Consider the following 24566-nt stretch of genomic DNA (forward strand, 5'->3'; position numbering starts at 1 on the left):
TACCACCAAAATGAACCCGTTCCTTCCCGCCCTAAGCCCCGATACGAAACGATCTTGAGCGCCATCACTCTTCATCTGGCCGCATTTCCTCGGATAAACGCGTTTCCATCCCCGTAACAGGACGCACTCGAAACCCTTCGCATGAAAGCTCCACGCCTCCTCGGCTGCTTCCTTCTTCTCGGCCTCCATCCGCTTCACGCGGAGATCGCCCGCTGGGCGGATGCCACCTTGCCAATCAAGGAGGGCCTCCAGCTCTGGCTCGATGCCACCCGCGAGAACGAGGCCCGCGAGGCGCACTACATGAACCGTCTCACCGATGACCAGCGCATGGAGCTCTGGCACGATTCCTCCGGGAACTCCCGCCATCTCACCCAGTGGTCCACGAATGCCCGCCCCGCCTGGCAACACGGTGCCGTCTTTTTCGATGGCGATGATTACCTTGCCGCTCTCCTCACCCCCGGCCTTCAGGCGAGGAATGCTACGATCTTCATCGTAGCAGCACCGGATCGCGCACCCGGTGACTTCCCGGCCTTCCTCAGCACCGCTCGCCGTGAGGAGAATGATTACACCAGCGGTCTCTGCCTTGACCTTGGCCGCGAGCCATCTCCGCAGGGCGCCATGCATTATTTGAATGTCGAAGGCGCGGGCCAGCTGAAGGAGATGAACCTCCTCACCACGCCCCTCTCCCTCGATCACGGCCACCTCTTCTCGATCACCACTGCGCCCGGCGCCAGCAGTGTCCGCGTCGATGGCAAGGACCAGGGGAAGCGCGAGCGCGGGGATGTCGCCTTCTTCGCGGATCGCATCGCGGTGGGTGCCCGCTTCGTGGAGCCGGAGATGCGCCACTTCTTCCATGGCAAGATCGCGGAGATCCTCGTCTTCGATCGCAAGCTCGATGACAAGGAGCGCGCCCGGGTCGAGGCATGGCTTTCCAACAAGCACGCCGCTTTTCTCAAGCCCCTCGATCCAAACGCGCCTCGCGAAGTCCAGCTCCAGCCGGAGAAAGATGCCCCCATCGTCCAGATGCTTGTCCCCGGCTTTGAAGTCGAGGAACTGCCGGTGACGGTCACCAATCTCAACAACATCGAATACGCCCCGGATGGCCGCCTCTTCGCAGGCGGCTACGATGGCCGTTTCCATTTGCTCCGCGATACCGACGGCGATGGCTTGGAAGACAAGCTCGATACTTTCTGGGGCGAAACCTCGGACAACTATCCCGTCGGCATGCTCGTGAAGGACGGCATGCCCCACGCGCTGCTCTCCGATGAGATCGTCCGCTTCCGCGATACCAATCGCGATGGCATTCCGGACAAGCGCGAGACCGTGGTGAAAGGCTGGGATGATCCCGCGCTTCAGAAGGACCCGCTGCTCATGCATCGCCGCGTCGATAGCGCCATGGCCATCGCCGCGGGCCCGGACGACGACTGGTATGTCACCATGGGCAGCGCGAATCCCGGCAATGGCTATTGGCAGAAAGCCGAGGGCGATGTCTGGGCACCCGATGCCGTGAAAACCGGTGCCCCTGCATACTCTCCTGACAAGCGCCGCGGCTGCCTGCTGCATATCACGAAGGACGGCAAGGTCGAGCAACTCAGCAGTGGCCTCCGCTACATCATGTCCCTGCAGTGGGACCAGCATGGCGAACTCTTCGCCACCGATCAGGAAGGCGCGACGTGGCTGCCGAATGGCAATCCCTTCGACGAACTGCTGCATCTCGAGAAAGGCCGCCACTATGGCTTCCCGCCGCGCCATCCGAAGCTGCTGCCAAACGTGGTCGATGAACCCAGCGTCTGGGATTACTCGCCGCAGCACCAGAGCACCTGCGGCTTCCGCTTCAATGGCCCGGGCAAGGACGGCAGCCCGCGCTTCGGCCCCGAGGATTGGTCAAATGATGCCATCGTCACCGGGGAGTCGCGCGGCAAGCTGTGGAGCACCACCTTGGCGAGAACCGCGGCAGGTTACGTGGCGAACAACCATCTCTTCGCCAGCGTCGGCATGCTCGTCACCGATTGCACCATCTCTCCGAAGGGAGAGCTCGTGATCTGCTGTCACTCCGGCCCGCCGGATTGGGGCCGTGGTCCGGCTCATGAAGGCAAGCTCTTCAAGATCCGCTTCACCGATCCCGCCGCGCCACGTCCCGTGCTCACCTGGGCGCAGGATGAGACTCATTCCGTCATCGAGTTCCGCCGCGCATTGAAACAAGAGGAGTGGCAGGATCTTGCCTCGCGCATCCACATCGAGGGCGGCGCCTTCGTCGCTGCAGGAGACCGCTTCGAAGCAATCCGTCCCGGCTATGCCGTGTTGCGCGCACAGCAGAATCAGCCCCGCTACCGCATCCCGGTGAAGTCCGCGGTGCTCGGGAAGGACGGACGCAGCATCATCATCGAATCCGCCGCACGTACCGAAGCCTACGGCTATGGCATCGCGATCGACTACCCGCGGAAAGAGAAGGGCATCAAGCAAGCGGATTCCATCGACGTCGAACATCAGCTGACCGGGGTGCAAGCCTCATGGACAGGCAGCGGTGAAGCTTGGCAAGGTTGGCTCCCGCATCCCGATTTTGAAGTGGCCCGGGAACTCACTTGGGGAAGCGCGATGTCGCAGGCTGCTCTCATGCGCTTGTCGCTTCGTGGCACGATGACGCTGCGCACCAAGCTCGATCTATCCCATATGCTGCGCCCGAAGACCCAGCCGGGATCGCAGCTCGACTACACGCCGGAGCCGGAAGTCGTGACGATCACGATGAAGAGCGATGCTGCGATCCGTGTGAAGGGCAAGGATCTCTCCGCAAACGGCAAGGAGATCTCCTTCACCCGCACCATCAAGGACGGCGATGCCTGGCAGGATCTTGAAATCACTTTGCCGACACCGGCGAAGCGTTTCGAGGTCACCTACCACACGGCCATCGACTCGCGTCCTCGTCCGCTCGGTGTGCGGCGCTTCATGATGCCCTTCGCCCGTCCTCCGGGTGCCCTTGCCGCGGAAGCTCCGATCCCCGAGATCGCCGGTGGCAGCTGGGAGAAGGGCAAGCAGCTCTTCTTTGGCAAGGCGACCTGCTTCACCTGCCACCAGATGAACGGCGAAGGTCATGCCGTCGGGCCCGATCTTAGCAATACCCTGCATCGCGAGTATGAAGCGGTCATGCGCGACATCACGGATCCTGGTGCCACCATCAATCCTGACGCCGTTGCTTATCAAGTGACACTCAAGGATGGCAGCGCCGTTCTCGGCACCCGCGTCGGCGAGACCCCGGACGAGCTCAAGCTTGCAGCACCGGGTGGCAACCTCAGCGTGGTGAAAAAATCCGACATCAAGGAAACATCCGCTCTCCCCATGTCCCTCATGCCTGCAGGCCTCCTCGGCGCACTCAGTGAACAAGAGGTAAAAGATCTCATGACCTTCCTCCTCACCAAACCCCAGCGCGACGGCGATTGAGGGGTAAGGTCGGACGCCCTCGGCCGACCGGGTGTGCGTCGTAACACAACGGGCCGTTCGCTGATAAGCGGGAAGGGGCTTTTCTTTCTCAACTCCTCACGCAGAAACCTGTTTGGAGAACAATCCCCTAGGGAAATCCCCGATAAGGGACTGTTCGCTTTCCCTCCCGGCCATTCGGGGTATACTGGCGGGAAGTTTTCATGGATTTCCCGATCGCAATCTCCGGTATCCTTGCTATCGCCGCACTCACGGTCTGGGGACTTTTCTTGCTTCTGGCATGGTTGATCCGTCGCCGCCTGATGGCCGAGTTTGATCGCTTGGGCGAATCCAGTTCCGAGGAAATGCTCGATGAATTGGAAAACGCCTACGCGGTCCGTCAGACCATCCGCATCGGCACGCAGACCGAGTACTTGCCTTTTGTCTTCGAAAGCATCCGCGAACTTGCGGAGAATGGCTTCGACGACAAACAGATGCTCTCCCTTCTCGAGCGCATCGAATACCATCGTCCCCACGAAGTCCGCCAGGCCGTCTTCCCCATCGAAGTCGCCGGGAAGCGCAGCGACCTTTTCCTGAAATGGTCACGCGACGCCAGCGACCGCATCGAGCTTCGGGTCACCGCCGCTCCCAAGATCATCCGTGCCCTCCGCGATCAGAAGAAGAAGATCCCGAAGGGCGTGCTGGTGAAGTGATGCGTTGATCAGTCCAGCTCCGGTCGCACCGAGGCCGTCCTCCACCTCTCCACCGCCATCCGGATCCCCGCCGCCTTGTGCAGCGTTTCCTCGTACTCCTTCTCCGGATCCGAGTCCGCCACGATGCCGGCGCCGACATGATAGCTCAGCCTCTCGCCCTCCCGCACCAAAGTACGGATCGCGATGTTGAACTGGCTTTCGCCGTGGTAGCCCAGATAGCCGATCGCTCCGCAGTAGACACCGCGCGGTTCCGTTTCCAGTTCGCGGATGATCTCCATCGCACGCTTCTTCGGGGCACCGGTGATGCTGCCTCCCGGGAAGCAAGCCGCCAGCGCATCCGCGTGATCGATGTCCTCGCAGAGCGTGCCCGTCACGGTGGAGACCAGGTGATGCACTTGGCCCAGCGTCTCGAGTTGCAGCATCTCTGCCACTTGCACGCTGCCGAACTCACAGACCTGCCCCAGGTCGTTCCGCAGCAGATCGGTGATCATCACCAGCTCCGCGATCTCCTTCGGACTGGTCTGTAGCTCGTAGGCCGAGCGCCGGTCTTCATCCGGATTCGCGAAGCGTGGGCGCGTGCCCTTGATCGGCCGCGTCTCGATCCCGCGTCCCGACATGCGCAGGAAAGTCTCCGGCGAGGACGAAAGGATCTCCGTGCCGCCGAGCGAAAGGTAGGCCGCCAGAGGGGCAGGGGAGCATTCCCGCAGGGTCTCGTAGAGCGGGAAGAGATCGCCACCGTTCACCTTCGCCTCGAAGGCTTGGGTCAGGTTCACCTGGTAAATGTCCCCGGCTGCGATCCATTCGTGGATCCGCCGCACCCCGGAAAGGAAAGTCTCCCGCGGCATCAGCGGCCGGAACTCCCCGATCTCAGCGCTCGTTCCGGCAGGGCGCGTCATCTCCCGCGCCAGCTCGCCGCTTTGATGCCAGCGCCCGCCGCGGTGATCGTAGACCAGCATCTCGGGAAAGTCCCCGAAGACAAAATCCCCCTCGTAGCCGACCCATCCGCACAGCCCGCCGAGCGGGAATCCACGGTCCGGAGCCGTCCCGGCTGCGCCTTTTTCCAGCATCGCGCGGAGATTTCCCCGGTCCGCCGCCGAGTGGATCGACCCCCGCAGAATCTCCCGCGGACGCGCGGCAACGATCGAGACCGGTGCCCCGTAGCTCGCGGGAAGGTTCCCGGAAGTGTCGAAGAAAACCAAGCCGGGCAAGTGCTGCAGGGCGGCCGCGACCTCCGCCGGCGTCATGCCGTCGAGGCTCAGGTGGCTTTCACGCGTGCCGGACTCGCCTGTCACGACGGCACCCATCGCGGGCGGCGGCCTGTTTTCCAAGTGCGAAGTTTGCCGTAGGGACCGTCCTCTCGTCTTGCGTCCCTCCGGGCGCGTCCCTAGCTTGCCGCTCATGGCCAGCAGCATCCGCCAATCCGCCCTTACTTTCCGGCTGTCGTGCTGGGTATTGGGCATGATCGCTTTCGGGCAATTGCTCGCCGCCGGCGTGGGCGTGGCGGTGAGGGCTGAGCGCGCCCAGGAAGTCCGTGTGGAAGAAAAGGTCGTGACCAAAATCGTGACCGTCGCTGCACCCGTGCCAAAGCCCAGCGAGCCGCTGGTTGCAGTCCCGCCGACGAATGCCGTAGCGCTGCCGCCGATGCCCGATGCCACGCCCCTGCCTCCACCGCGGCCGCTGGCAGCTCCTGCGATTGTGGATCCGGTGGTGGAGCGCTTGGTCAATGAAGCCCGCGCCTCGCGGGTGGCCGGCGACATGGGGGCCGCGATGGCCAAGCTGGAAGATGCGAAGGCCCGCGCTCCGGAAGATCCCAGCGTCCTCTACGAATTCGGCCTGACCTTCGAGCAAATGGCGGCGGTCGATCCACGTCTCGCCGACTCGGCGGCAGACGCCTATCAGGCGGTCTTCTCGCTCGGCACCACGGGTGCTGGCGCACTTTATCCCTTGGCTGCCCAGAAGCTCCGCGATGGCATCGAGATGCCGGATGCGAAGCGTGGCGAGCTCCGCCTGGGTTACATCCGGGATTTCAAGGATGAGCAATATGCCGAAGGCCAGCGCGTGCTTCTCGATGTGCCGGTCCAGATGGCTCCCGGCGCGGAGATCGACCCGAAGGATCTGGTCGTAAAGGTGACTTTCTTCGACTCCACCACGAAGGCCGGGAAGAAGGAGATCCTGCCCGCCGCGGATGGGCTCTCCCAGACCAACTACGAGTGGGTGAGCGGTGAGTTCGATTTCCTCGGCGGCGAGGAAACCCTGCGTGTCACCTACCTTCTGCCCTCGCAGGAAGCCCAGCAGGACCACTTTTTCGGCAAGCGGACCTACTACGGCCAGGTCGTCGATCTCTACTACAAGGAAGAGCTCATCGACTCCGTGGCCTCGCCCCGTCACCTCGCTTCCCGGGGCTCCGCGCAGCAACAGCAGCAGCCACAGGATCCGATGGAGCCGCAGTTCCTGTCTCCTTCCGATATCGAGTACGGCGGCGTGCTTCCTGCCTATCCCGGCGATTTGCCGAACCTGCCGATCGAGCAGGATCCGAACGGCGCAATCCCCGCTTTGCCCCAACGCTGACGCATGGATGATCCCCGCTCCCGCACCGGCTCGATGCTGGGCGACTACCGGCTTGAAAATCTGATCGGGGAAAGCCCCATCACGCTCACTTGGCTCGCCGAACAGGCGTCGATCCGCCGGCCGGTGGTGCTCTTCGAACTCAAGCCGACCGCGCTGAACCGGCGGGAGGATTTCCTGGCAGACATCCGCGCGAAGGCCGCCGTCGATCATCCTTTGGTCGGCTCGGTGTATGAGGCCGTTTCCACCGACGAGCACTGCTACGTCACCCTCGAGCGCCTGCCGGGATCATCTCTGATGGACCGCATCCGGGCGAAGGAAGCGATCAAGCCGGCGCAGCTCGCCAATATCCTGCGCCGCGTGGCCGATGCGAACCTGGCGCTGGAGTCGGAGAAAATTTGCACCGCCTCGCTCGGGCCCGACGATATCTTCGTCGACTCCCACGCGGTGGTCCGCGTCGCGAATCTTGCCCGTGCCGAAGAGCGTTCGCCGACCCGCTCCGCGGAAGACATCGTCGCCTTGGGCAAAGCGCTGCCACGCTTGGTGGCGGACGGTCATTCCGGCGCCTCCCGCATGATCACCCTGCTCGCGTGGATGCGTGGGGAGGGCTTGGATCGCAGCCTGACATGGGAGGAAGTGCGGGGCTATGCCGAGCAAATCGAGCAGCAGCTTTCCGGGCACCCGATGGCGACAGCGCCGAAGACCACGCGGGTCGAGCCGCGCAAGTCGCCATTGCCGCTGATCCTCGGGGTGGCAGGGATTGTTTTCCTCGGCGGGATCGCGGCCCTCGCCCTGCGGAGTTCGGGCTCGAGCAAGAATGCCACGATGTCGCTGCCACCGCCGGTCGATGTGCCCGCAGGTGGCCATCCTTTGCCGGATGGCGGCACGGGAAATCTCCCGGCCTTTTCGCTTTCCGGCCATGAAGTGACCATCGGCGAGTATGCCGAGTTTCTTGCCGCCCTGTCCGCCCTCGCTCCGGAGCGCCGGACTGCCTACGACCATAAGGATCAACCCGCCAGCAAGCAGGACCACGAGCCCGAGAGCTGGACGGTGATGTTTTCCTCGGCCAAGACCGGCAGCGAATGGGAGGGCCGCGCCATCACGACCTCCCATCCGGTGGTGAATGTCGATTGGTGGGATGCCGCCGCCTATTGCGAGTGGAAGCGCTGCCGCCTGCCTACCCAGGAGGAATGGTTCGCAGCCTTGCGCTTGAATCTCGCGGATCCTTCTTCGCTGCGACCTGCCAGCTGGGCTCCGGTGCCCGAGCTGCCACCTACCGATACCACGCCCTCGGGCCTGAGCGGCATGGCTGGCTCCGTGTCCGAATGGACCTCCAGCCTTTCCCTGAATCCGGCGAATCCCCTCGGCGAAAAAAGCTGGGTGATCATCGGCGGATCGCACCTGAACCCCGGGAATGGGGCTCTCACCCGCGAATGGGTGCTGAACCGCAGCCTGCGTCGACCGGATCTCGGATTCCGGGTGGTGGAGAAGTAAGGAAGGGGCGCTTTCAGAGGTTCCCGCTGCCATGGAGGCCCGGGGTGAAGCCGTTGCCGTACAAGGGAAGGCCGCCGAGGTCCCACCCCCGGCGGCCAAATCATCTACCCTTTAATACCCACACCCATGGGCAGGGAATCTGACTTTGTGCTGTTCACCCTTACATGAAGACTGACGCAGTGCGTGGTCTTCAAAGGGATAGACCCTTCAGCTTTTCAGACGTTCAAAGATTCTGAGATTTTTTTGGAAATCTCGGGAAATGGACCTGCAATCCTTCCCTGATTTTCCGCCCCGTGACTTCGCGCGGCCACCCCTCATCCCGCAAAAGGAGAAGGCCGCCGGGTCCCACCCCGGCGGCCTTTAAATCATCAACCCTTTGATGCCCACACCTATGGACAGGGAATCCGACTTTTTGTGCTGTTCACCCTTACATGAAGACTGACGCAGTGCGTGGTCTTCATGATCATAGACCATCAACCTAAGTGGACGTTCAAAGATTCTTTAAAAAGTCTGCGAAAGTTTTTCGGGGCTTATCTGGCCGGGAGCCGGACGCTCTGTGGATGGCGGATCCGGTCCTCTGGATCGAGCTTCGCCTTGAGTGCTTGCAACCGGGTGTAAGTCTCTCCAAAATAAGAAGTTTCCCAGTGCGGTAGCCGCGGATCAGGATAGTTCCGGTAGTGCCGTTGGATCCCCGCATCGGAGAGCGCCTGTCGGACCGCGGCGTGTCCCGCGGCAAGTTTCGCCGGGATCTTTCCTTTCTCCCAATACGCCTGAAGTTCCCCAAGAAAGGGAAAATCGCGATGCGGATACGCCGATTCGGCACCCCGGGCGATGGCACCGCCCAAGGTATTCACTTGGAAAATCAGACCCGGCGTCTCCCGGACCGTGGCGCAAATCCCGCCCGCCGCGGATTTCAGGTCCTCATAGCTCCGGTAAAAGCCCCCGGATACATTGTCGAAGGGCAGGGGACCAGGCCGGCCCTCGTAGCGGTTGAGCGAATTCGCGAGCGGCTTGCTTAGCGCACCCTTCGAGGAAAAGCCTGCCTGAAACAGGGCCTTGGTCGCGGCGGCGAAGGCTGGACCCTCCGCGGATTTGGTGGAGGTCAGCAGCACCGTGGCCTGGCTGCCATTCAGAATCACGGCGGAGAAACAGGGCTCGGGAAGCGCGGCGGCAATCTCGAACCAGCGTTCCAGACGGCGCGCGAGTCCCGCGGCGTCGAGCCCCTTTGCCGTGAACTTGCGGCTCGCCAACATCGGCGGAGCCGGGCGGGTCTCGAAGGTGAAGGAAGTCGCGATCCCGAAATTTCCGTTTCCGCCACCACGGCAGGCCCAGAGAAGTTCCGGTTCATCCCGCGAATCGTGGACCTCGCCATTCCCATCGACCATCCGGACTTGGATCAGATGATCGCAGGTCAGCCCGAACTCACGGGAGAAGAGGCCATAGCCGCCGCCGAGGGTGAGCCCCGCCAAGCCGACCCCCCCGCATGATCCTGCAGGGAGTAGCCGCCCGCGTGATAGCAGCCAGGAGTAGCAGTCCTTCAGCTTGAGGCCCGGACCGGCCGTGAAGTGGAAGCTGCCTTTTTCTAACAGACGCTCCGACATCCCGGAAAGCTCCACCACCAGGCCACCCTCGTTCAGACTGTAGCCGTGGAAAGCATGGCCGCCGCTCTTCACCGCCACTGGCAGGCCATTCTCCTTTGCATGACGGACCGCCGCGATCACATCGGCTTCGGTGCGGCAGCAGGCGATCTTCGCCGGCTTCAGGATTACTGCGGAATTGAAGGGCTGCCGGGCTTCCTCATAACCGGCATCCCCGGGCTGGAGGTAGCGCGGTGCCATCTTCTCCTCGCCACGCGCCGGCAGCGCCGCCAGAGACAGGCCTAGAAACGCACGGCGGGAAATGGGCGACACGGAGTCATGCTTCCACGGCTCTTCCCAAAGACAAGCTTGCGGGTCTGCGGTTCTGATAGAGCATCCGTCCTGTGAAGGGTGTGCTGCGGATCTCCAGTCATGAAAAGCTCCCCGAACAGTTCTGGAATAAAGTCCGCCATCGTCAGATGGATCGTTCTTGGCGGAGGGCTTTGCCTCTATGTGGCTGCCCTTCTTCTTGCGGGCAAAGCGCTGCGCGAAAGCCGGGTGATTTTTCTAGTCGTCCCTCTTCTGGCCATCCTGCTGCCGCTTCCGCTGTTAGCCGTCCTTTCGAGGATCTACAATGTCGTGATGGGCGTGACCCTGGATGAACCGGTAGGCCCGGCGACTTCACGCGAGATCGGCGGCAGCCCGGCACTCGCCGGATATTTGTCGGACTTGATCGCGGAGAGTCCGGGATCGGATGGCTACCTGTGCTCCATCGAACTGTTCTTCGATGGGAACGAAGAAATCGGTTCGATTGCAGCGAACCTCACCGACCATCCCGGACTGGTTGCCTTCCGGGAATGCCTGATGGAGATCCGCAAAAGGGCGGAGGTGGAGGCGGTGCTGTTAGGCGTGGTCGATTTTCCTCCGGGTGAATGGCCTTACGTGGAGACGATCCTCGTCTTTACCTCTGCCGCCCCTGAGGAGGTCTCGGCATGGGCTGAAATCATGGCACCGGATGAGGTGGGAGCCGGTCTCCGGCACAAGACTTTCGCGGGAATGCCTGCCTGCCGTCCCGACATCCAGCCGGTGCATCTGTGGTGGGACTGATCCGGTGGCATACCAAGCCAGCCGTCAGCTATTGGCGAAGTGCTGGAGCGATCCCCCGGAAAAAGGAGAGGCCGCCAAGTCCCACCCTGGCGGCCTCCAGATTTTCATCCCTTATCGTGCCCACACCCATGGGCGGGATTCCAATCGTTTTTGTGCTGTTCACCCTTACATGAAGAGCCACGCAGTGCGCGGTCTTCATGGTCATAGACTCCTTGCCTCCACGGGCGTTCAATGATCCGGACAAATTTTCCGAATTTCTAACAAAAGGGTAGCTGCGGGGGATCGTTCTTCAGGGTGATTGATGCCGTGTGTTAGAGGGCGTCCTTCATCGCAGCCCGCCGCCTCTTCATCGAGATGGCCATCCAGCCGATCAAAAAGACTGCGGCGAGCGACCATAGGATCTTTCGACCGATGATCGTGGAACGAGCTTTGGTGACCCAGTCCCGTTCGGGTTCCGTATCCGGGATTGGCAGGGCACGGCCGGTGGTGGACCAGAGTTGCTGGATCCTGCTTTCGTCGAGCCACTCGAGTCCCCATCCACCCTCCGGACTGCGGCGAATGAGGTATCTTCCCGGACCCTTCAGAGCAGTGGTGTAGCCGGAGAAGGACTGTCTCGAGGTCATCTCCATCATCGGCTTCTTCGTCATCGCCAGGACTTCGATCGCCTTGTGTTCGTGAAAGCGGAGCAGCAGCGGCGGATGGAAGTATTCGTAGCGGACCGTCGGCTTCACCCGGGGGAAGACCTCATCCAGCGGCTTCTCCCATGCGTCGCTGAGCTCCTTCCAATTGTGCGGCAGGCGCTGGTGCTCGTCTTCGTGGAACTTGACCGACGAAGCGATGTTCATCAGCGCCACGCGTTCCGGGGTACTTTGGGTCAAAGCCGGTGCGCTGGCGACGCTTGCCCACAGACAAGCGGCCGAGATGAAGAACAATCTTAGCTCCGATCTCAAATCTTCCCCATCATGAAACTGCAGAGGCTTTTCGTAAACCTATCCTGCAGGTGCCAGGAATTTTTCATGCGTGCTTCACAATGAAGAAAGGCCGCTCCCCTCTCGGGAAGCGGCCTTTGAATCTTTCGCTCGGCATGCCGGGCTTCAGCCCTCCAGGATCTGATCCAGCACGTAGGGCAGGATGCCGCCGGCGAGGTAGTAGTCCACTTCGGCCGGGGTATCGAGGCGCACCTTCAGCGGGATCTCGATGCGGGAGTGATCGGGCAGATGGGCGATGAGCAGCGCGTCTTGCATCGGCTTCAGTTCACCACCGATGCCGGTGATGTCGAAACGTGCATCGGCGAGACCCTTCACCTTGTCGTAGTCATCCTTGTTGATGAAGTTAAGCGGCAGCACGCCCATCCCGATCAGGTTGGAGCGGTGGATGCGCTCGAAGGACTTCGTCACCACGGCGGAAACACCCAGCAGGCGGGTGCCCTTGGCTGCCCAGTCGCGGGAGGAGCCCATGCCGTAGTCTTCACCGCCGATGATGATCAGCTTCGTGCCATCGGCCTGATAGGCCATCGAGGCATCGTAGATGAAAGTCGGCTTGGCACCGGCCACGGCTTCGATGGTGGCATCCGGAGCGGACACTTCCTTCTCGCCGAAATACTGCGTGTAGCCGCCTTCAATGCCCGGGCACATCAGGTTCTTGATGCGGACGTTGGCGAAGGTGCCGCGGGTCATCACGCGGTCATTGCCACGGCGCGCACCGTAGGAGTTGAACTCCGCCTTCTCCACTCCGTTCTCAAGCAGATACTTGCCCGCGGGCGAGGTCGCCTTGATCGAACCGGCAGGCGAAATGTGGTCGGTGGTGACGGAATCGCCGAAGATGCCGAGCGGGCGGGCATTGAGCAGATCGCCCACTTCCGTGGCACCTCCTTCGAAGAAGGGCGGGCTCTGGATATACGTCGACTTCTCGTCCCAGGAGTAAGTCGCACCGGTGGTGCCGGAGATCTCCTTCCACTTCGGATTCGCCGAATCCAAGTCACCGTAGAGCTTCTGATAGACGGCCGGCTTCAGCGCGGCAGCCAGCTGCTCCTTCACTTCCTCGTGGCTCGGCCAGACATCCTTCAGGAAGACCGGATTGCCAGCCTTGTCGTTGCCGATCGGCTCGGTGCTGAGATCCAGATCGACCCGGCCGGCGAGCGCATAAGCGACCACGAGCGGAGGGCTCATCAGGAAGTTGGCCTTGATCGAACCGTGGACGCGGGCCTCGAAGTTGCGGTTGCCGGAAAGCACGGACGCGCAGACCAGATCGCCTTCCTTGATCGCACCTTCGATCGAAGGATGCAGCGGGCCGGAGTTGCCGATGCAGGTCGTGCAGCCGTAGCCGACCGTCTGGAAGCCGAGCTGGTCGAGTTCCTTCTGCAGGCCGGTCGCTTCGAAGTAATCCGTCACCACGCGTGAACCGGGAGCCAGCGAGGTCTTCACGTAAGGAGCCACCGTCAGGCCGAGCGCGTTTGCCTTCTTCGCCACCAGGCCTGCGGCGATCATCACGCTCGGGTTGCTGGTGTTCGTGCAGGAGGTGATCGCGGCGATCAGGATCGAGCCGTGGGCCAGTTCCAGATCAACCGGGCCATCCGGGAAAAGATCCGGGTCCACGGAATCAGGGGTCGGGCGATTGGCCACCATCTCCACTTCGTTGCGCGGTCCACCTTCGAAAGGCTTGTGATTGCCATCGGTCGCCAGCAGCGAATCCACGGACACGCCGGCCTTCTCGCGCATGGAAAGCGTCACGCGTTTCTCGCGAGCCTCGGCAGGCAGGCCGAAACCACCGGCGGAAACCGGAGCGGAGAACAGGGTGTCGAAGCTTTCGCGGAGCGCCGCCACATCGATGCGGTCTTGCGGACGCTTCGGACCGGCCACGGAAGGAACGATTGTCGAGAGATCGAGTTCCAGCAGGTCGGTGTATTCGCACTCGCCCTTGTCCGGGATGCCGAAGAGGCCCTGAGCCTTATAGTAATTCTCGACCGTGGTGCAGAGCTCCTCGGAGCGGCCGGTGCCGCGCATGTAGGCGATGGTCTCTTCATCGACCGGGAAGAAGCCCATGGTCGCACCGTACTCGGGAGCCATGTTGGCGATCGTGCCGCGGTCCGGCAGCGAGAGCGCCTTGGCACCCGGGCCGTGGAATTCCACGAACTTGCCCACCACGCCGTGCTTCCGCAGCAGCTGGGTGATGCGCAGGGTCAGGTCGGTCGCGGTCACGCCTTCCTTCAGGTCACCGTGCAGGTAAACGCCCACCACTTCCGGGACGAGGAAGGTCACCGGCTGGCCGAGCATGCCGGCTTCCGCCTCGATGCCGCCCACACCCCAACCGACGACGCCGAGGCCGTTGATCATGGTCGTGTGGGAGTCGGTGCCGACGAGGGTGTCCGGGTAGAAGACGCCGCCCTTTTCAAGCACTCCCTTTGCCAGGAACTCGAGGTTCACCTGGTGGACGATGCCGATGCCCGGAGGGACCACGGAGAAGGTTTCGAAAGCCTGCTGGCCCCACTTCAGGAACTCGTAGCGCTCGCGGTTGCGGATGAACTCGATCGCCATGTTGCGGTCGAGCGAAAGCTGGGAACCGGCAAAGTCGACCTGCACGGAGTGGTCCACCACCAGGTCCACGGGGACGAGAGGCTCGATCTTTTCCGGGGCGGCACCGCGCTTCACGGCGGCATCACGCATGGCGGCCACGTCCACGAGCAGCGGCACGCCGGTGAAATCCTGGAGGACGATGCGGGCGACGGTGAAGGGGATCTCGTATTCGCCCGGGGTCTTCGCGTTGTAGTTCGCCAGGTTGGCCACGTCCTTCTCGGTCACCTTCCGGCCGTCCACACAGCGGAGTACCGATTCCAGCACGATCCGGATGGACACCGGGAGCTTGGAGAGATTCGGGAAGCCCTGCTCGGCGAGCGCCGGCAGCGAGTAGAATTTGCCTTCGGCTCCGGAGCCGGTCTGGAAGGTGCGGAGTGTGTCCATGGAGTGCGGTTGCTAATGGCCAAACATTTGGGCGTGAAAAAGGAACGCACGGGGGCGCCCTGTTCGCGCGCGGGAGGGTAGGGTGAGGCGCTAAAATGTCAAAAAGCTTCCCCACAACCGCAATCTTCGCTGCTTATTCCGCTTTTGGTCTCTCGGGAAGGGGGGGCAGGCGGCGGGGCGGCGACAGTTTTCGGCCCGAATCAAGGGCCTTGGACGCGGCGAAAGCCGGGGATCGGTGCAGTCCATACCGCCCGATATCCGCTTCCTTTGGAAATTTTCGCGCGAACAGTGCGCCCGATTGGAACAGATCCCTAAGCTTTCCCACCGGAATTTCCGGCCATGAGGTTGGGCTCCCCGCATTTTTTTCCCATGAGGTCCACGTGGAATATCGACGGAGAACCCCATCTTCCAGCGGGAAGCCCTGCATTGCCAGGACCGTAGCGAAGTAGCTCTCGTCCGGAACGAACATGTTCTCGAAGATGCCGGTGTAATCCACCCCGGCTGAGAGGACCGCGGTGATGCGGTCCATTAGCCACCACTGCGAGGTGAAGCGCCAGCATGCAGTGGGGACCAGTGGGGCTGCACCCGAGCGTTCCCTATGTTTGGCATGGCTTTCGTGCGGACGATTGTACCCGAACTGTGATCGAGGATCCAGCTCCAGTCGTCTCAGGATCTCCGGCAGAGGACGGATTGGCACGCAGCTTTCGGAGAGAAGCGCGAAGTGGGTAAGGGTCTTGTCTTCCAAGGCTTCCAGCAACAAGGAGCGGCTTGCCCGGACCAAGGAGATATCTCCCCATTTCGTGTCGAACCATTCGCTGATCGCCGTGCCATCCAGAAAGCCTCCCTGCAGTTGTTCGGGAAACTTGGGATGCGAAAAAACCCTCGCCCTTTCCGGAGCTTCTTCGAGGAACTCCCGCCAAATCTGTGGGTGATTCACATCACCGCGGGTGAGGAACAGCAATCCTAGCCGGGGGCGGCCCGCGGTTCCCGAGGATGGTTGGTGAGACCGGAGGATCGAGGCTCCCCGGCTGGCTTCCGCTCCATTTGCCTGGTGCGCGAATCGTTCCGTTTCAGAATCTGCCTTCGGTTCCTCGGGCGGATTGATCACTTCTCCCAACAGGCCCGCTACCGTTTGTGTCCAGTTCCGTTGTTGCCCGTCCGTCCCGTAATTTGAATAGCGGGTACCAGTTAAGTCCGACTCGGAGACGGCTTGCCACGCCAGATTGGGATAACAAGCGTAGGTGGGAATCTTGCGGTGCAAGAGCGCGAGAAATTGGTCCGACGCTTTGGCAACCCCGAGGTCGGGCTTCCCATGGCGGTCCAACATTCTCATGACTTGCTTGTAATAGGGGGCCCGGATCGCCACCGCATGGGTATCCACCGCATGGGTCACGCGGACAACGCGGTTGCCGGCCCACCGCGGAGGCTGGGAATGGGCACAACCCAGATAGAAGATTCCCCAATCATCAGGAACCTCCACCGCCTTGATGAGCTCTTGGAAGTTCGGATGAAACTGCACGTCATCTTCGAGAAGTAACACGGCGGGGGCGCCTCTCCTTGCTGCCTCTCGCAGTGCCAGCCGCTGGGTCAGGGCAAGCGCGTAGCGACCTGCGGACTCGTAGCCTCGGATGTCGACCTCAGCTGCTTTGGCATCGATGGAGCCGGGGTCACCGGTTTTCTCAGCAGCTTGCGGAAGTTCAGCAGGCGTGCTGGCAAAAGGTTTCCTTTTGCTTCTGGCATCGATCGCCGGGAATCTCCGGGCGGTGATCCCCGCATCGGCCAGGTTGAATTCGGTTTGAAGCCTGCGGTCCTCGCGTCTTCCCAAGTTAATCCATAGCTTGAGAGGAAACACTGCGTCGATGTCCATTGGATCGGTTCCTGACTTCCGAATCTGAGACAGGCAAGCGTTTTCCACCGGTAAGAAGAGAGCCGCGCTGGTGCCGTGGCATATCCTCGATAGGCGTTGCTTTGAGAGGTCGAGATGGACAAGGAGGGATGTCGTCTATCGTTGGGTTATCACATTTAATAACCTCAAAATCGGACATGAAGATGATTGTCCTTGTCTCGTGGGGTGTCCTATTGAAGGAATGTTTTTTGAACCTAACCATGAGTTAGCTACTAAAAATGAACACTAATCCATTCTTGGTGTCCCCTCCCCAGCGGCCCTCAGGCAGCAGTCAACCGGGCGCGAGCCCCACCGGAGACGAAGTGAATCCGGAGAACTCAATCTCGCGCCGGGGCTTCCTCAAAAGAACCGGCGGTGCCTCGGTTGCCTCCTTGGTTGCCGCGGGGCTGGGGCTGGGAACGTATAGGGCATTTGGAGAAATCAGCGGACCTTATCCGTCTCTGGGTGAAGTCTTGGACGAAATCAGCGATATCATCAGCGACTTGTTCGGAGATGACGATCCGCCGCCGCCGCCTCCGTCCGTCCCGCCGTCCGCTCCCCCGCCGCCGCCGCCACACACGCACAATTGGCAATACACCATTGATGGGGAGGACCAATTCTCGTATCATGTTACGAGAACTTGCTCCTGCGGTGCGTCGGAGAGCTATCGCTCTCCCAAGCCCAACGTAGGGTAAAACCCAGCATCCATGTTGAGCGCCGGACAAATACTCGGGCACCGTGCCTTCAGGTTGGGGGCCGGATGTGTCATTCTGGCGCTCGGAGCTTGGTTTGCTTTCTCAAACCTTGATCGTGAAGATTCCGCGCCCTTGGACCGGGTTTCCTCGCAGGAGACCCGGGAAAAGGGCGCGAATCGAAACGGGCTAACGGACCGCTCCGAATCGGCCCGAAAACGCCGCGATTCCGAGAAGTCTGACGACATCACTCCGGATGAAGCGCGGAAGCTTCTTTCGGCCGCCCGGGAGAATCCGGATATCATGCGCCGTAGCGCGGATTGTATCAGTATCATCGGGAGGCTTTGCGCCGCGGGCTATACGGAGGAAGCTTGGTCCATGATCGAGGAAGGTCCCGGACAGGTACGGGACTCGGAACTCGTGAGATTCTTCAAAGCCGCCGGACTGAGTCCCGCGGAGATGATCTCGAAAGTCGAAAATCTTCCCTACAAGGGTGAAGCTTTCAACGCGCTGCGCGGCTATTTTTCATCTTTGGACCCGGCCAGCACCTCGGCTTTGTTGGCAGACCCCTCTTTCAAGGAGTTCATCCGCAAGCTGGACGAATCTTCTCCCGGCGTCCTCGGCAGGGCGATCTCCGCCTCGCTCACGGGTCGCCTCGCATTCTCGGGAAGCACGGCGGAAAAGATGGCGGCAAGGGATCTGGCGATGAGATACCATGCCGACGGTGTCCTCAATGACGGGCAGTTTGTTCAGATTCTCAAAGCGGACGAAACTGGCGACAGCTTTGACAAGTGGGCGCTGGTTGCCAATGCCCTGCCAAATCCGGGGCGCGGCAGCGACGCTGCCACGTTGCGGAAAGACGTCATCGAGGGCATGGTCAATGCGGACGCGCCGAAGGCGCTCCAGCAACTGGCGAAGGTCCCCGGTCGACAGGGCTTCCTGGATCTTCTGGCCGGCGTCAAGAAGTGGGGAAATATGGATCCCTCGGCCGCGGCCCAATGGTTCCAAACCAGCAGGAACGGCCTCAATCAGACGCAACGCGACAGCGTGGCGATGGCTTTCTATCAGCTGGCCTTGGATGCGGGAGAGCCTGAAGGAGCGGAGCAATGGGCTGGTGAGATTAGCAATGCCCAATTGAAGCAAGAGGCGGTTAAGCGTCTTCCCAAGAAAGCGTCTTCGGAGAAATGAACTCCGGATCGCCCGGGCGGAACGGAAGATATTGCAGGCCGGGTTTTTGCTTCATCCGAAGACCTGCTGTTAGATAGGCCGGCAGCCGTGGATTTTGGTGGTGAACCGGAAACCGGTGCTCTATGCCGATGGGCATGACCCTGCTGCCTCGCCTTTTGATCCCCGCAATGCGGTCCGATGTCCACGGACCGGGCAGGCAGCTTCTCGCGCGAGCTTTGGTTTCCTCGCTCGGGCGCAGCATGTTTAGCGGGCAAGTGACCGTGATCCGGGAGGATAGTCGCCCCTTGTTCAAGATTCCAAGGAGGGATGTCGACGAGTTTACCTTTACCCCACCTCCGCCTGCTTCCCATACCCGGCCGGAACCTCCTGCCAATCTGGGTCGCCTGGGACTGCTTGCCTCGATGGCGTCCTTGAATTTGGATCCTAGGCAGTGGGTGGTGATCATGGATGCGGCGAGCTTGGTGCTCCGGAACATCGATCACCTGATTGATCCCGATTTCCCCGGACCCCACGCCCCTCCTGAAGTGGACTTCTACTGGGCTGCCGGGACGGATGGTCAGGATGCCTCCCGCGGATTCTGGGCAGTGCGCGGTGAGCACCTGCCCAAAGTGCTGGCCCTCTGGGAGAAGCTTGAGGAAGCCCTTCCGGAAGGAACCTCGGAATCGGCGGTATGGGCGCGGGTCGTAAGCTTGTTGCCTCTACGCAAGAAACGCTTTGAAGGTGGTGAGGTTGTCTCGCCGGAGATGAGCGCGCTGAATTGGGAGGATGTCAGTCATTCCGCGGTGGTTACCATCCCGGACTGGCCCCCTGAGGAGCAGGAGCAATTTCTGCAGGCGCTCTTCTTCGGAACTTACTTCGGAGATCGGACGGGCTTGATGCTCCAGATTCTGGATGCCTGACAAGGCCTCTTCCCAAGTGGGAATTGTTCGCAGGCGGACGAGGGATTGCCGTTGAGCAGCGGGGACATCTTTGTCTAGCGTCCGCCATGCAAAGATGGGTCGCCGTACTGGGAATCTCGTGGATTTTGGCTAGCTGTGGAGGAACCGGGATTCCCTCCGACGGGAATATCCAGACCGGTGCGGAGCCCGCGGAAGGCGGCATTTCGGAGGTTCCGAACCCGTCCCCGGAGATGGCGGCGAAGAGCAAGACCTCATTGGAAACCCTGCGCCACGGCCATGTCACCTACATGCTGAAGTGCGGCGAGTGCCACCACTACATGCTGCCGAAGGAGGTCGATACCGAGGACTGGGAAGACGCGATGCCGAAGATGATCCGCCACGCCGGCCTGGCACCGGAGGATGAGAAGGCCGTGCTTTCCTACGTACTGGCGGTCAAGGCAATGTGAGACATTGCAGGCCTCAGTGCGGTCTGTTAGGATCGGGACCATGAAGAAAAGCCTCCTCATCGTCCCGCTCCTGCTGCTGGCCGCCTGCGCGACCCAAGTCAAAACGGCACCCGCACCGGATGCCGCGATGTCGCAGCGCAGCGGGGTGAAGATGGAGACCCTGCAGCGCGGGCACACCGTTTACCTCTCCCAGTGCGGCCGCTGCCATCAGCACATCATGCCCGCAGACGTGACGAAGTCGGATTGGCACGTGGTGGTGCCGGGCATGGCGTGGAATGCCGGGATTTCCGCGGCGGATGAAAAGGCGCTTGCGGCCTACCTGACCGCGGCCGCCCATTGAGCCACCTCACTTTTTGCCGTAGTTCTCCGTCAGGTAGTCGATGAGTGGCTGGACGGATTCCTCCGGGATCGGTGCTCCGAATTTGTCCCTCATCTTCAACACCGCTGCTTCCCAGAATTTCCGGGGCATGGGCGGCTGGGTGGCGATGTATTCCACGGAGTGGCAGGTGTAGCAGTAGGCGTTCGCCAGCTCGGAACCCTTGCCCTCCTTGAATTTCATTGGCTCCACGGGCAGCTCGATCTTCTTCTCCACCGCCAGCGTGAGAAGCGGGGCCAGCAGGATCAGCGGGAAAAATCGTTTCATGGCTCAGGCGATCTCGACGTTCACGGTTTCCACTACATTCCGCATGTAGCCGGCGGGGTTCCAGAGGGCCTCGGCAGGCTGGCTCTCGCCCACGCGGTTGAAGGCGCGGACTTTCCATTCGGCCCGGCCCTTGGCACGTGCTTGATGGATCAGGGTCCACTCGCGGAAAGAGAAGCGCCCCAGATCCTCTCCCAAAGTCGTGGCGATCCAGGTTTTCCCGCCGTCGCCGGAGAATTGCACCTCCTTGATACCCTCTCCGCCATCGAAGGCGATGCCCCGGATGCTGACCTGCTCTCCGGCTTTCACCACCGCGCCATCGGGGTGGCTCGTGATGAAGGAGCGGACATTCAGCCGGTTGATCGGAATCGTGTTGGCTGGCGCGGTCCCCGGCGGAACGCAGGCCCCTGCCGTATCCGGGATCCGGTAGGCGGTCTTCACCCAGAAGCCCTCGAAGGGCTGGTCCAGCACGGTGATCTCGCTCAGATGCTTCACCCAGTAGGTGGCGTAGTAGCCCGGCACCACCAGACGGATTGGAAAGCCATTCAGCATCGGCAGGTCTTCGCCGTTCATCGAGTGGGCGATGAGGATTTCCCCGTCCAGCGCCTTCCCCAGATCGAGGGCCTTCACGAAATCCGGGGTCCCGGGCATCACCGCCGTGTCCAGCCCGTCGAAGGAAACCTGCTTCGCCCCCGGCTTCACGCCCGCCTTTTCCAGCACGTCCTTCAGGCGCACGCCCTTCCAGCGGGCATTGCCCATCGCGCCGTTGCCGAGCTGGCCGCCACCCACCCGCGGCTGGATGAAGCCACGGCTGTTTCCGGAACACTGGGCCACGGCGACCGTTTCCACCTGCTCGAAGTTGTTCTTCAAATCGTCGAGCGACAGTGAAAGCGGCGTGCCCACCGAGCCCTTGATCGAAAGCCGGAAGGTTTCGGTATCGATGGAAAGCGGGATATTCGAAAGGTGGTAGCGGACGAAGAAGGCGTCGTTCGGAGTCAGCACGCCTTCATTGAAGATGGAAAAGGGCGTCTCCAACTGCGGAGGGCGGGAGGTGAGCAGGATCAGTGGACGCTTGCCCGGATAGCTGGCGAGCGAGCGGACGCCATTTTCAAACGGCAGGGTGATCTGGTCCTCCGCAGCCAGCAGTTCACCGGCAGCGATCGCTGCGGTGCCGGATGCGAGGAGTCTCAAGAAATCGCGCCGCGTGGTCGCGGTAGCGGGAATCGAGGTCATGCCTTCCAACTAGCGGTGCTCCCGGACGATGGTTCAAACCTTCATTTTATAAAGGAACTCCAGAGCAGAAGCGACACGAGTTTCAAACGCGAGGTCGCTGACGAAGGATTGCGGCAGGGCCGTGATCCGTTAGTTTCGGGCGGTGGATCGCCCTTTCTCGTTGCCGTGAACCTTGCTCTCGAACTGGCGGCCTTTGCCGGGGTGATGGCCTTGGGGCAATTCAGTCCGGGGCCGGACATGGTCCTCCTGACCCGCACAGCCTTGTCCCAAGGGGCGAAAGCGGGGGCGATCATGGCCTGCGGGATTTCCAGTGGGCTGGCGATTCACATGACCTTTGCTGCCGGAGGACTGGCGCTGGCTCTCGAAAGGCTGCCGGCGCTGAACAAGGCGATCACTTGGGCCGCTGCGGCCTACCTCCTGTGGCTTGCCTATGGGATTGCGAAGGCTCACTTGGCACCAAAGGTCGCCGGAACTGCGGGAGAGGTCCCGGAAGCGAAGGGTGGAAATCCCTATCTCCGCGGCTTCATCTGCAATCTGCTCAACCCGAAGGTGATGGTGATCCTCGCGGCGGTCTGCGCCCCATTCCTGAAAGGCGAGCATCCCGGCTGGTGGCCCTTTGCGTTGTGGGCCTTGGTCGTGGTGCAGGGTGGTGTGCTTTGGTCCATCTGGGCATGGCTGCTCCAGTGGCCGCCGCTGCGGCTCCGCTACGAGCGCTCCGCGAAGTGGATCGATATCGCGTTTTCGCTGACCTTGGCCGCCTTGGCGCTGAAGCTGATCCTGATGGTGTGAAAGGGAAAAAGGGGCAAGCAACCGTGGGTTCGAATCCCACCCCTCCGCGCCCCACAAAAAAGCCCCGCCGGTAAAGGCGGGGCTTCTGGGAAAAAAACGGCGAGCTGCTTTCTTGATTACTCGTAGCTCGGTGCCTTGTGGCGGGTGAAGTAGCCGTTGCCCACGTACATCGACATCGGGTCGTAGTCCGGCAGCGGACCGGCATCCGGAGGCAGCGGGATATTGCCGAGCGTGGAGTCTTCCGGCTGGCTCTGGGCGATGTTCACCTGGGTGCCGACCTTCACGAGGTTATAGAATTTCGGAGCCAGGTTTTCGTGCATGCGGATGCAGCCGTGGGTGCAGGGAGTGTGCTTCACCCAGCCGGTGTGGAAGCCGTAGTTCGGCTTGAACTCGCACCAGTAGGGCATCGGCGTGCCCTTGAAGAGCCAGCCGCCCGGCTTGCTGGAAAGCATGGTCTTCCGCACGCTGTTGCCGGAGTAGGCATAGCCGTGGGTATTGGCGCGGTGGAAGTGCTCCTTGTTGAAGATCGTGAAATTGCCTGCCGGAGTGACCGAACCGGGGGCCCCCACGGAGACAGGCATCACCAGCAGCGGGCTGCCGTTTTCCATCACGTACACGCGCTGCTTGGAGAGCGAGACCTTCACCTTCACCGCGGAAGGATTCGACGGCTTCTTCGCGGGACGGTCATAGGATTGATAGGCGGCGAGACCACCTCCCGAAGAACTGCCGGTGGTGGAACAGGAAGAGAGGGCTCCCGCGGCGAGCGCGGCGGCGGCGAGGCAGAGCGGTTTGAGGAATTTCATGAGTAAAGACGTTCGGACCTAGGATTCAGAGATCGGAGGCTAGTGCAAGCACGCACCGGCGTTGGGGAAAGAGGCGGGGACTAGCGGATTTTTTCCCAAGAATCCACGCGACCGTTGCGGAAAAGCACCGTGGCCTTCCGGTAGGGGACGTAGACGACATCCGGACCCGCGTAATAAGGGTAGGGGTATCTCCCATAGCGCCAATTGTAGCCGTATCCGTAGCCCAGGCCGTAGGGCCCGAAATTGCCGTAGCTATTGGTCGGAAAAGCCGTGCTCGCGTTGTAGTCCCAGCGCAGCGTGGCATCCCCGCCTTCGCTGCCGTCAAAGACGCGGCTTGCCCGGCCCCAGGCGAGATACACGGCGTCCGTGTTCATCCCTTTTGCGATTTCTCCCTTGCGGACCAGATCCTGCTGCTTGGCTGGCAAACTCTCGAACATCGCGGGCTGCGCGGCGATGCGAGTCTCCGGCGTCGAGGGGGCGCAAGAGGCAAAAATCAGCACGGAAAGAGCCGCGGGCAACAAGAGCGCTTTCATGAACACCGGGATACACCGGGACCTGTGGTCCTGCAAACTTCCGACATCGTGAAAATTCGATCGCGAACTCGCTTGCCAATCGAGAATCGGTGAACGCAATCTCGCCGCGCAAACGTTCCCTCTGCTCGCCATGTCCGATCTGCTCGAAGACGAAGACCTTACCGCCGCCCTCAAGAAGTGCCCCGAGTGGGAACTCGAGAAGAAGTCGATTACCCGCACCGTCGAGTTCGAGGAATTCATGGAAGCGATCGACTTCGTCAACGATCTCGCCGAGATCGCCGATGAAGCGCAGCATCATCCCGACATCCGCATCCGCTACACGAAGGTGACCCTCACCCTCACCACGCACGATGCCGGTGGTGTGACCGAAGCGGATATCGAGCTTGCCCAGCGCATCGACAACCTCGTCGATTGATCGAGTCGCGAGTTTTCGCGAGCGATTCTCTTCCTTTCATGAAGGCCTGCATCACGCGGGCCTTTTTGTTTGGCGGCCTCTCCTTCCGGAGCGCTTCAAAGGAAGGCTCGGCAGCTTCGGCTATCAGCGTGTCTCTCTGTAGAGCCCGAGGAGCGGAGGGACGATAGTCCAGGAGATGCACCGCCGCCTGAGCCACTATACCCCAAAGCTCCAACGGGGC

At 61.6% G+C, this 24566-nt stretch carries 20 protein-coding genes; 11 read left to right on the top strand and 9 right to left on the bottom strand.

What is annotated here, in order from left to right; genetic code table 11:
• Positions 1–141 precede the first annotated feature (141 nt).
• Positions 142–3435 carry a c-type cytochrome gene (locus tag HHL09_RS13690; protein ID WP_169455191.1) on the top strand — a complete coding sequence of 1098 codons (3294 nt, stop codon included), beginning with the start codon at positions 142–144 and terminating at the stop codon, positions 3433–3435.
• A gap of 200 nt (positions 3436–3635) precedes the next feature.
• Complete coding sequence (locus tag HHL09_RS13695) at positions 3636–4124, top strand: hypothetical protein (RefSeq protein ID WP_169455192.1); 489 nt, start codon at positions 3636–3638, stop codon at positions 4122–4124.
• A gap of 8 nt (positions 4125–4132) precedes the next feature.
• Here HHL09_RS13695 and pabB read toward each other — a convergent pair whose 3' ends face one another.
• Entirely contained in the window at positions 4133–5452 is a 1320-nt protein-coding gene (gene pabB / locus HHL09_RS13700; RefSeq protein WP_240963631.1) for an aminodeoxychorismate synthase component I, read from the bottom strand.
• 70 nt (positions 5453–5522) lie between these two features.
• On the opposite strand from pabB, the gene HHL09_RS13705 reads away from it, so the two are divergent.
• Both HHL09_RS13705 and HHL09_RS13710 read left to right on the top strand, forming a co-directional pair.
• The gene (locus tag HHL09_RS13705) at positions 5523–6692 is read left to right on the top strand and encodes a hypothetical protein (protein WP_169452447.1); all 1170 of its coding nucleotides are present in this window, start codon (positions 5523–5525) and stop codon (positions 6690–6692) included.
• Between the two features lie 3 nt (positions 6693–6695).
• Positions 6696–8183, top strand: coding sequence for an SUMF1/EgtB/PvdO family nonheme iron enzyme (locus tag HHL09_RS13710; RefSeq protein ID WP_169455193.1), 1488 nt, complete (start codon positions 6696–6698; stop codon positions 8181–8183).
• Positions 8184–8713: 530 nt separating this feature from the next.
• On the opposite strand, the gene HHL09_RS13715 is transcribed toward HHL09_RS13710, so the two are convergent.
• Positions 8714–10093, bottom strand: coding sequence for an FAD-binding oxidoreductase (locus HHL09_RS13715; RefSeq protein WP_169455194.1), 1380 nt, complete (start codon positions 10091–10093; stop codon positions 8714–8716).
• A 99-nt stretch (positions 10094–10192) separates the two neighbouring features.
• Here HHL09_RS13715 and HHL09_RS13720 point away from each other — a divergent pair, with 99 nt between their 5' ends.
• A complete protein-coding gene (locus HHL09_RS13720; protein ID WP_169455195.1) occupies positions 10193–10867 on the top strand; it encodes a YfbO family protein in 675 nt (224 codons plus the stop codon).
• A gap of 311 nt (positions 10868–11178) precedes the next feature.
• On the opposite strand, the gene HHL09_RS13725 is transcribed toward HHL09_RS13720, so the two are convergent.
• From HHL09_RS13725 to HHL09_RS13735, 3 genes are all read right to left on the bottom strand, one after another.
• Entirely contained in the window at positions 11179–11799 is a 621-nt protein-coding gene (locus HHL09_RS13725; RefSeq protein WP_169455196.1) for a hypothetical protein, read from the bottom strand.
• A gap of 162 nt (positions 11800–11961) precedes the next feature.
• Positions 11962–14823 (bottom strand): aconitate hydratase, encoded by a 2862-nt coding sequence (acnA, locus tag HHL09_RS13730; RefSeq protein ID WP_169455197.1) that lies wholly within the window; start codon positions 14821–14823, stop codon positions 11962–11964.
• Between the two features lie 133 nt (positions 14824–14956).
• On the bottom strand, positions 14957–16690 hold the full coding sequence (locus HHL09_RS13735; protein WP_169455198.1) for a beta-1,6-N-acetylglucosaminyltransferase: 1734 nt from the start codon (positions 16688–16690) through the stop codon (positions 14957–14959).
• An 845-nt stretch (positions 16691–17535) separates the two neighbouring features.
• Here HHL09_RS13735 and HHL09_RS13740 point away from each other — a divergent pair.
• The 4 genes from HHL09_RS13740 (at position 17536) to HHL09_RS13755 (ending at position 20273) form a co-directional block, all read left to right on the top strand.
• Complete coding sequence (locus HHL09_RS13740; protein ID WP_169455199.1) at positions 17536–18588, top strand: hypothetical protein; 1053 nt, start codon at positions 17536–17538, stop codon at positions 18586–18588.
• Between the two features lie 134 nt (positions 18589–18722).
• Positions 18723–19487 carry a hypothetical protein gene (locus HHL09_RS13745; RefSeq protein ID WP_169455200.1) on the top strand — a complete coding sequence of 255 codons (765 nt, stop codon included), beginning with the start codon at positions 18723–18725 and terminating at the stop codon, positions 19485–19487.
• Between the two features lie 86 nt (positions 19488–19573).
• Positions 19574–19933, top strand: coding sequence for a hypothetical protein (locus HHL09_RS13750; RefSeq protein ID WP_169455201.1), 360 nt, complete (start codon positions 19574–19576; stop codon positions 19931–19933).
• Positions 19934–19973: 40 nt separating this feature from the next.
• Positions 19974–20273 (top strand): hypothetical protein, encoded by a 300-nt coding sequence (locus HHL09_RS13755; RefSeq protein ID WP_169455202.1) that lies wholly within the window; start codon positions 19974–19976, stop codon positions 20271–20273.
• 6 nt (positions 20274–20279) lie between these two features.
• Here the strand turns inward: HHL09_RS13755 and sorB are convergent, their stop codons facing one another.
• Positions 20280–20576, bottom strand: a complete 297-nt coding sequence (gene sorB / locus HHL09_RS13760; RefSeq protein WP_169455203.1) for a SorB family sulfite dehydrogenase c-type cytochrome subunit — start codon at positions 20574–20576, stop codon at positions 20280–20282.
• 3 nt (positions 20577–20579) lie between these two features.
• Entirely contained in the window at positions 20580–21806 is a 1227-nt protein-coding gene (sorA, locus tag HHL09_RS13765; RefSeq protein ID WP_169455204.1) for a SorA family sulfite dehydrogenase catalytic subunit, read from the bottom strand.
• Between the two features lie 165 nt (positions 21807–21971).
• Between sorA and HHL09_RS13770 the strand changes: the two genes are divergently transcribed.
• Positions 21972–22595 (top strand): LysE family translocator, encoded by a 624-nt coding sequence (locus tag HHL09_RS13770; RefSeq protein WP_169455205.1) that lies wholly within the window; start codon positions 21972–21974, stop codon positions 22593–22595.
• A 116-nt stretch (positions 22596–22711) separates the two neighbouring features.
• Here the strand turns inward: HHL09_RS13770 and HHL09_RS13775 are convergent, their stop codons facing one another.
• Both HHL09_RS13775 and HHL09_RS13780 read right to left on the bottom strand, forming a co-directional pair.
• On the bottom strand, positions 22712–23398 hold the full coding sequence (locus HHL09_RS13775) for a L,D-transpeptidase (protein WP_169455206.1): 687 nt from the start codon (positions 23396–23398) through the stop codon (positions 22712–22714).
• Positions 23399–23478: 80 nt separating this feature from the next.
• On the bottom strand, positions 23479–23931 hold the full coding sequence (locus HHL09_RS13780) for a hypothetical protein (protein ID WP_169455207.1): 453 nt from the start codon (positions 23929–23931) through the stop codon (positions 23479–23481).
• A gap of 130 nt (positions 23932–24061) precedes the next feature.
• Here HHL09_RS13780 and HHL09_RS13785 point away from each other — a divergent pair, with 130 nt between their 5' ends.
• A complete protein-coding gene (locus HHL09_RS13785) occupies positions 24062–24346 on the top strand; it encodes a 4a-hydroxytetrahydrobiopterin dehydratase (protein ID WP_169455208.1) in 285 nt (94 codons plus the stop codon).
• Positions 24347–24566: the final 220 nt, after the last annotated feature.

Source organism: Luteolibacter luteus (assembly GCF_012913485.1).
GTDB lineage: Bacteria > Verrucomicrobiota > Verrucomicrobiia > Verrucomicrobiales > Akkermansiaceae > Haloferula > Haloferula lutea.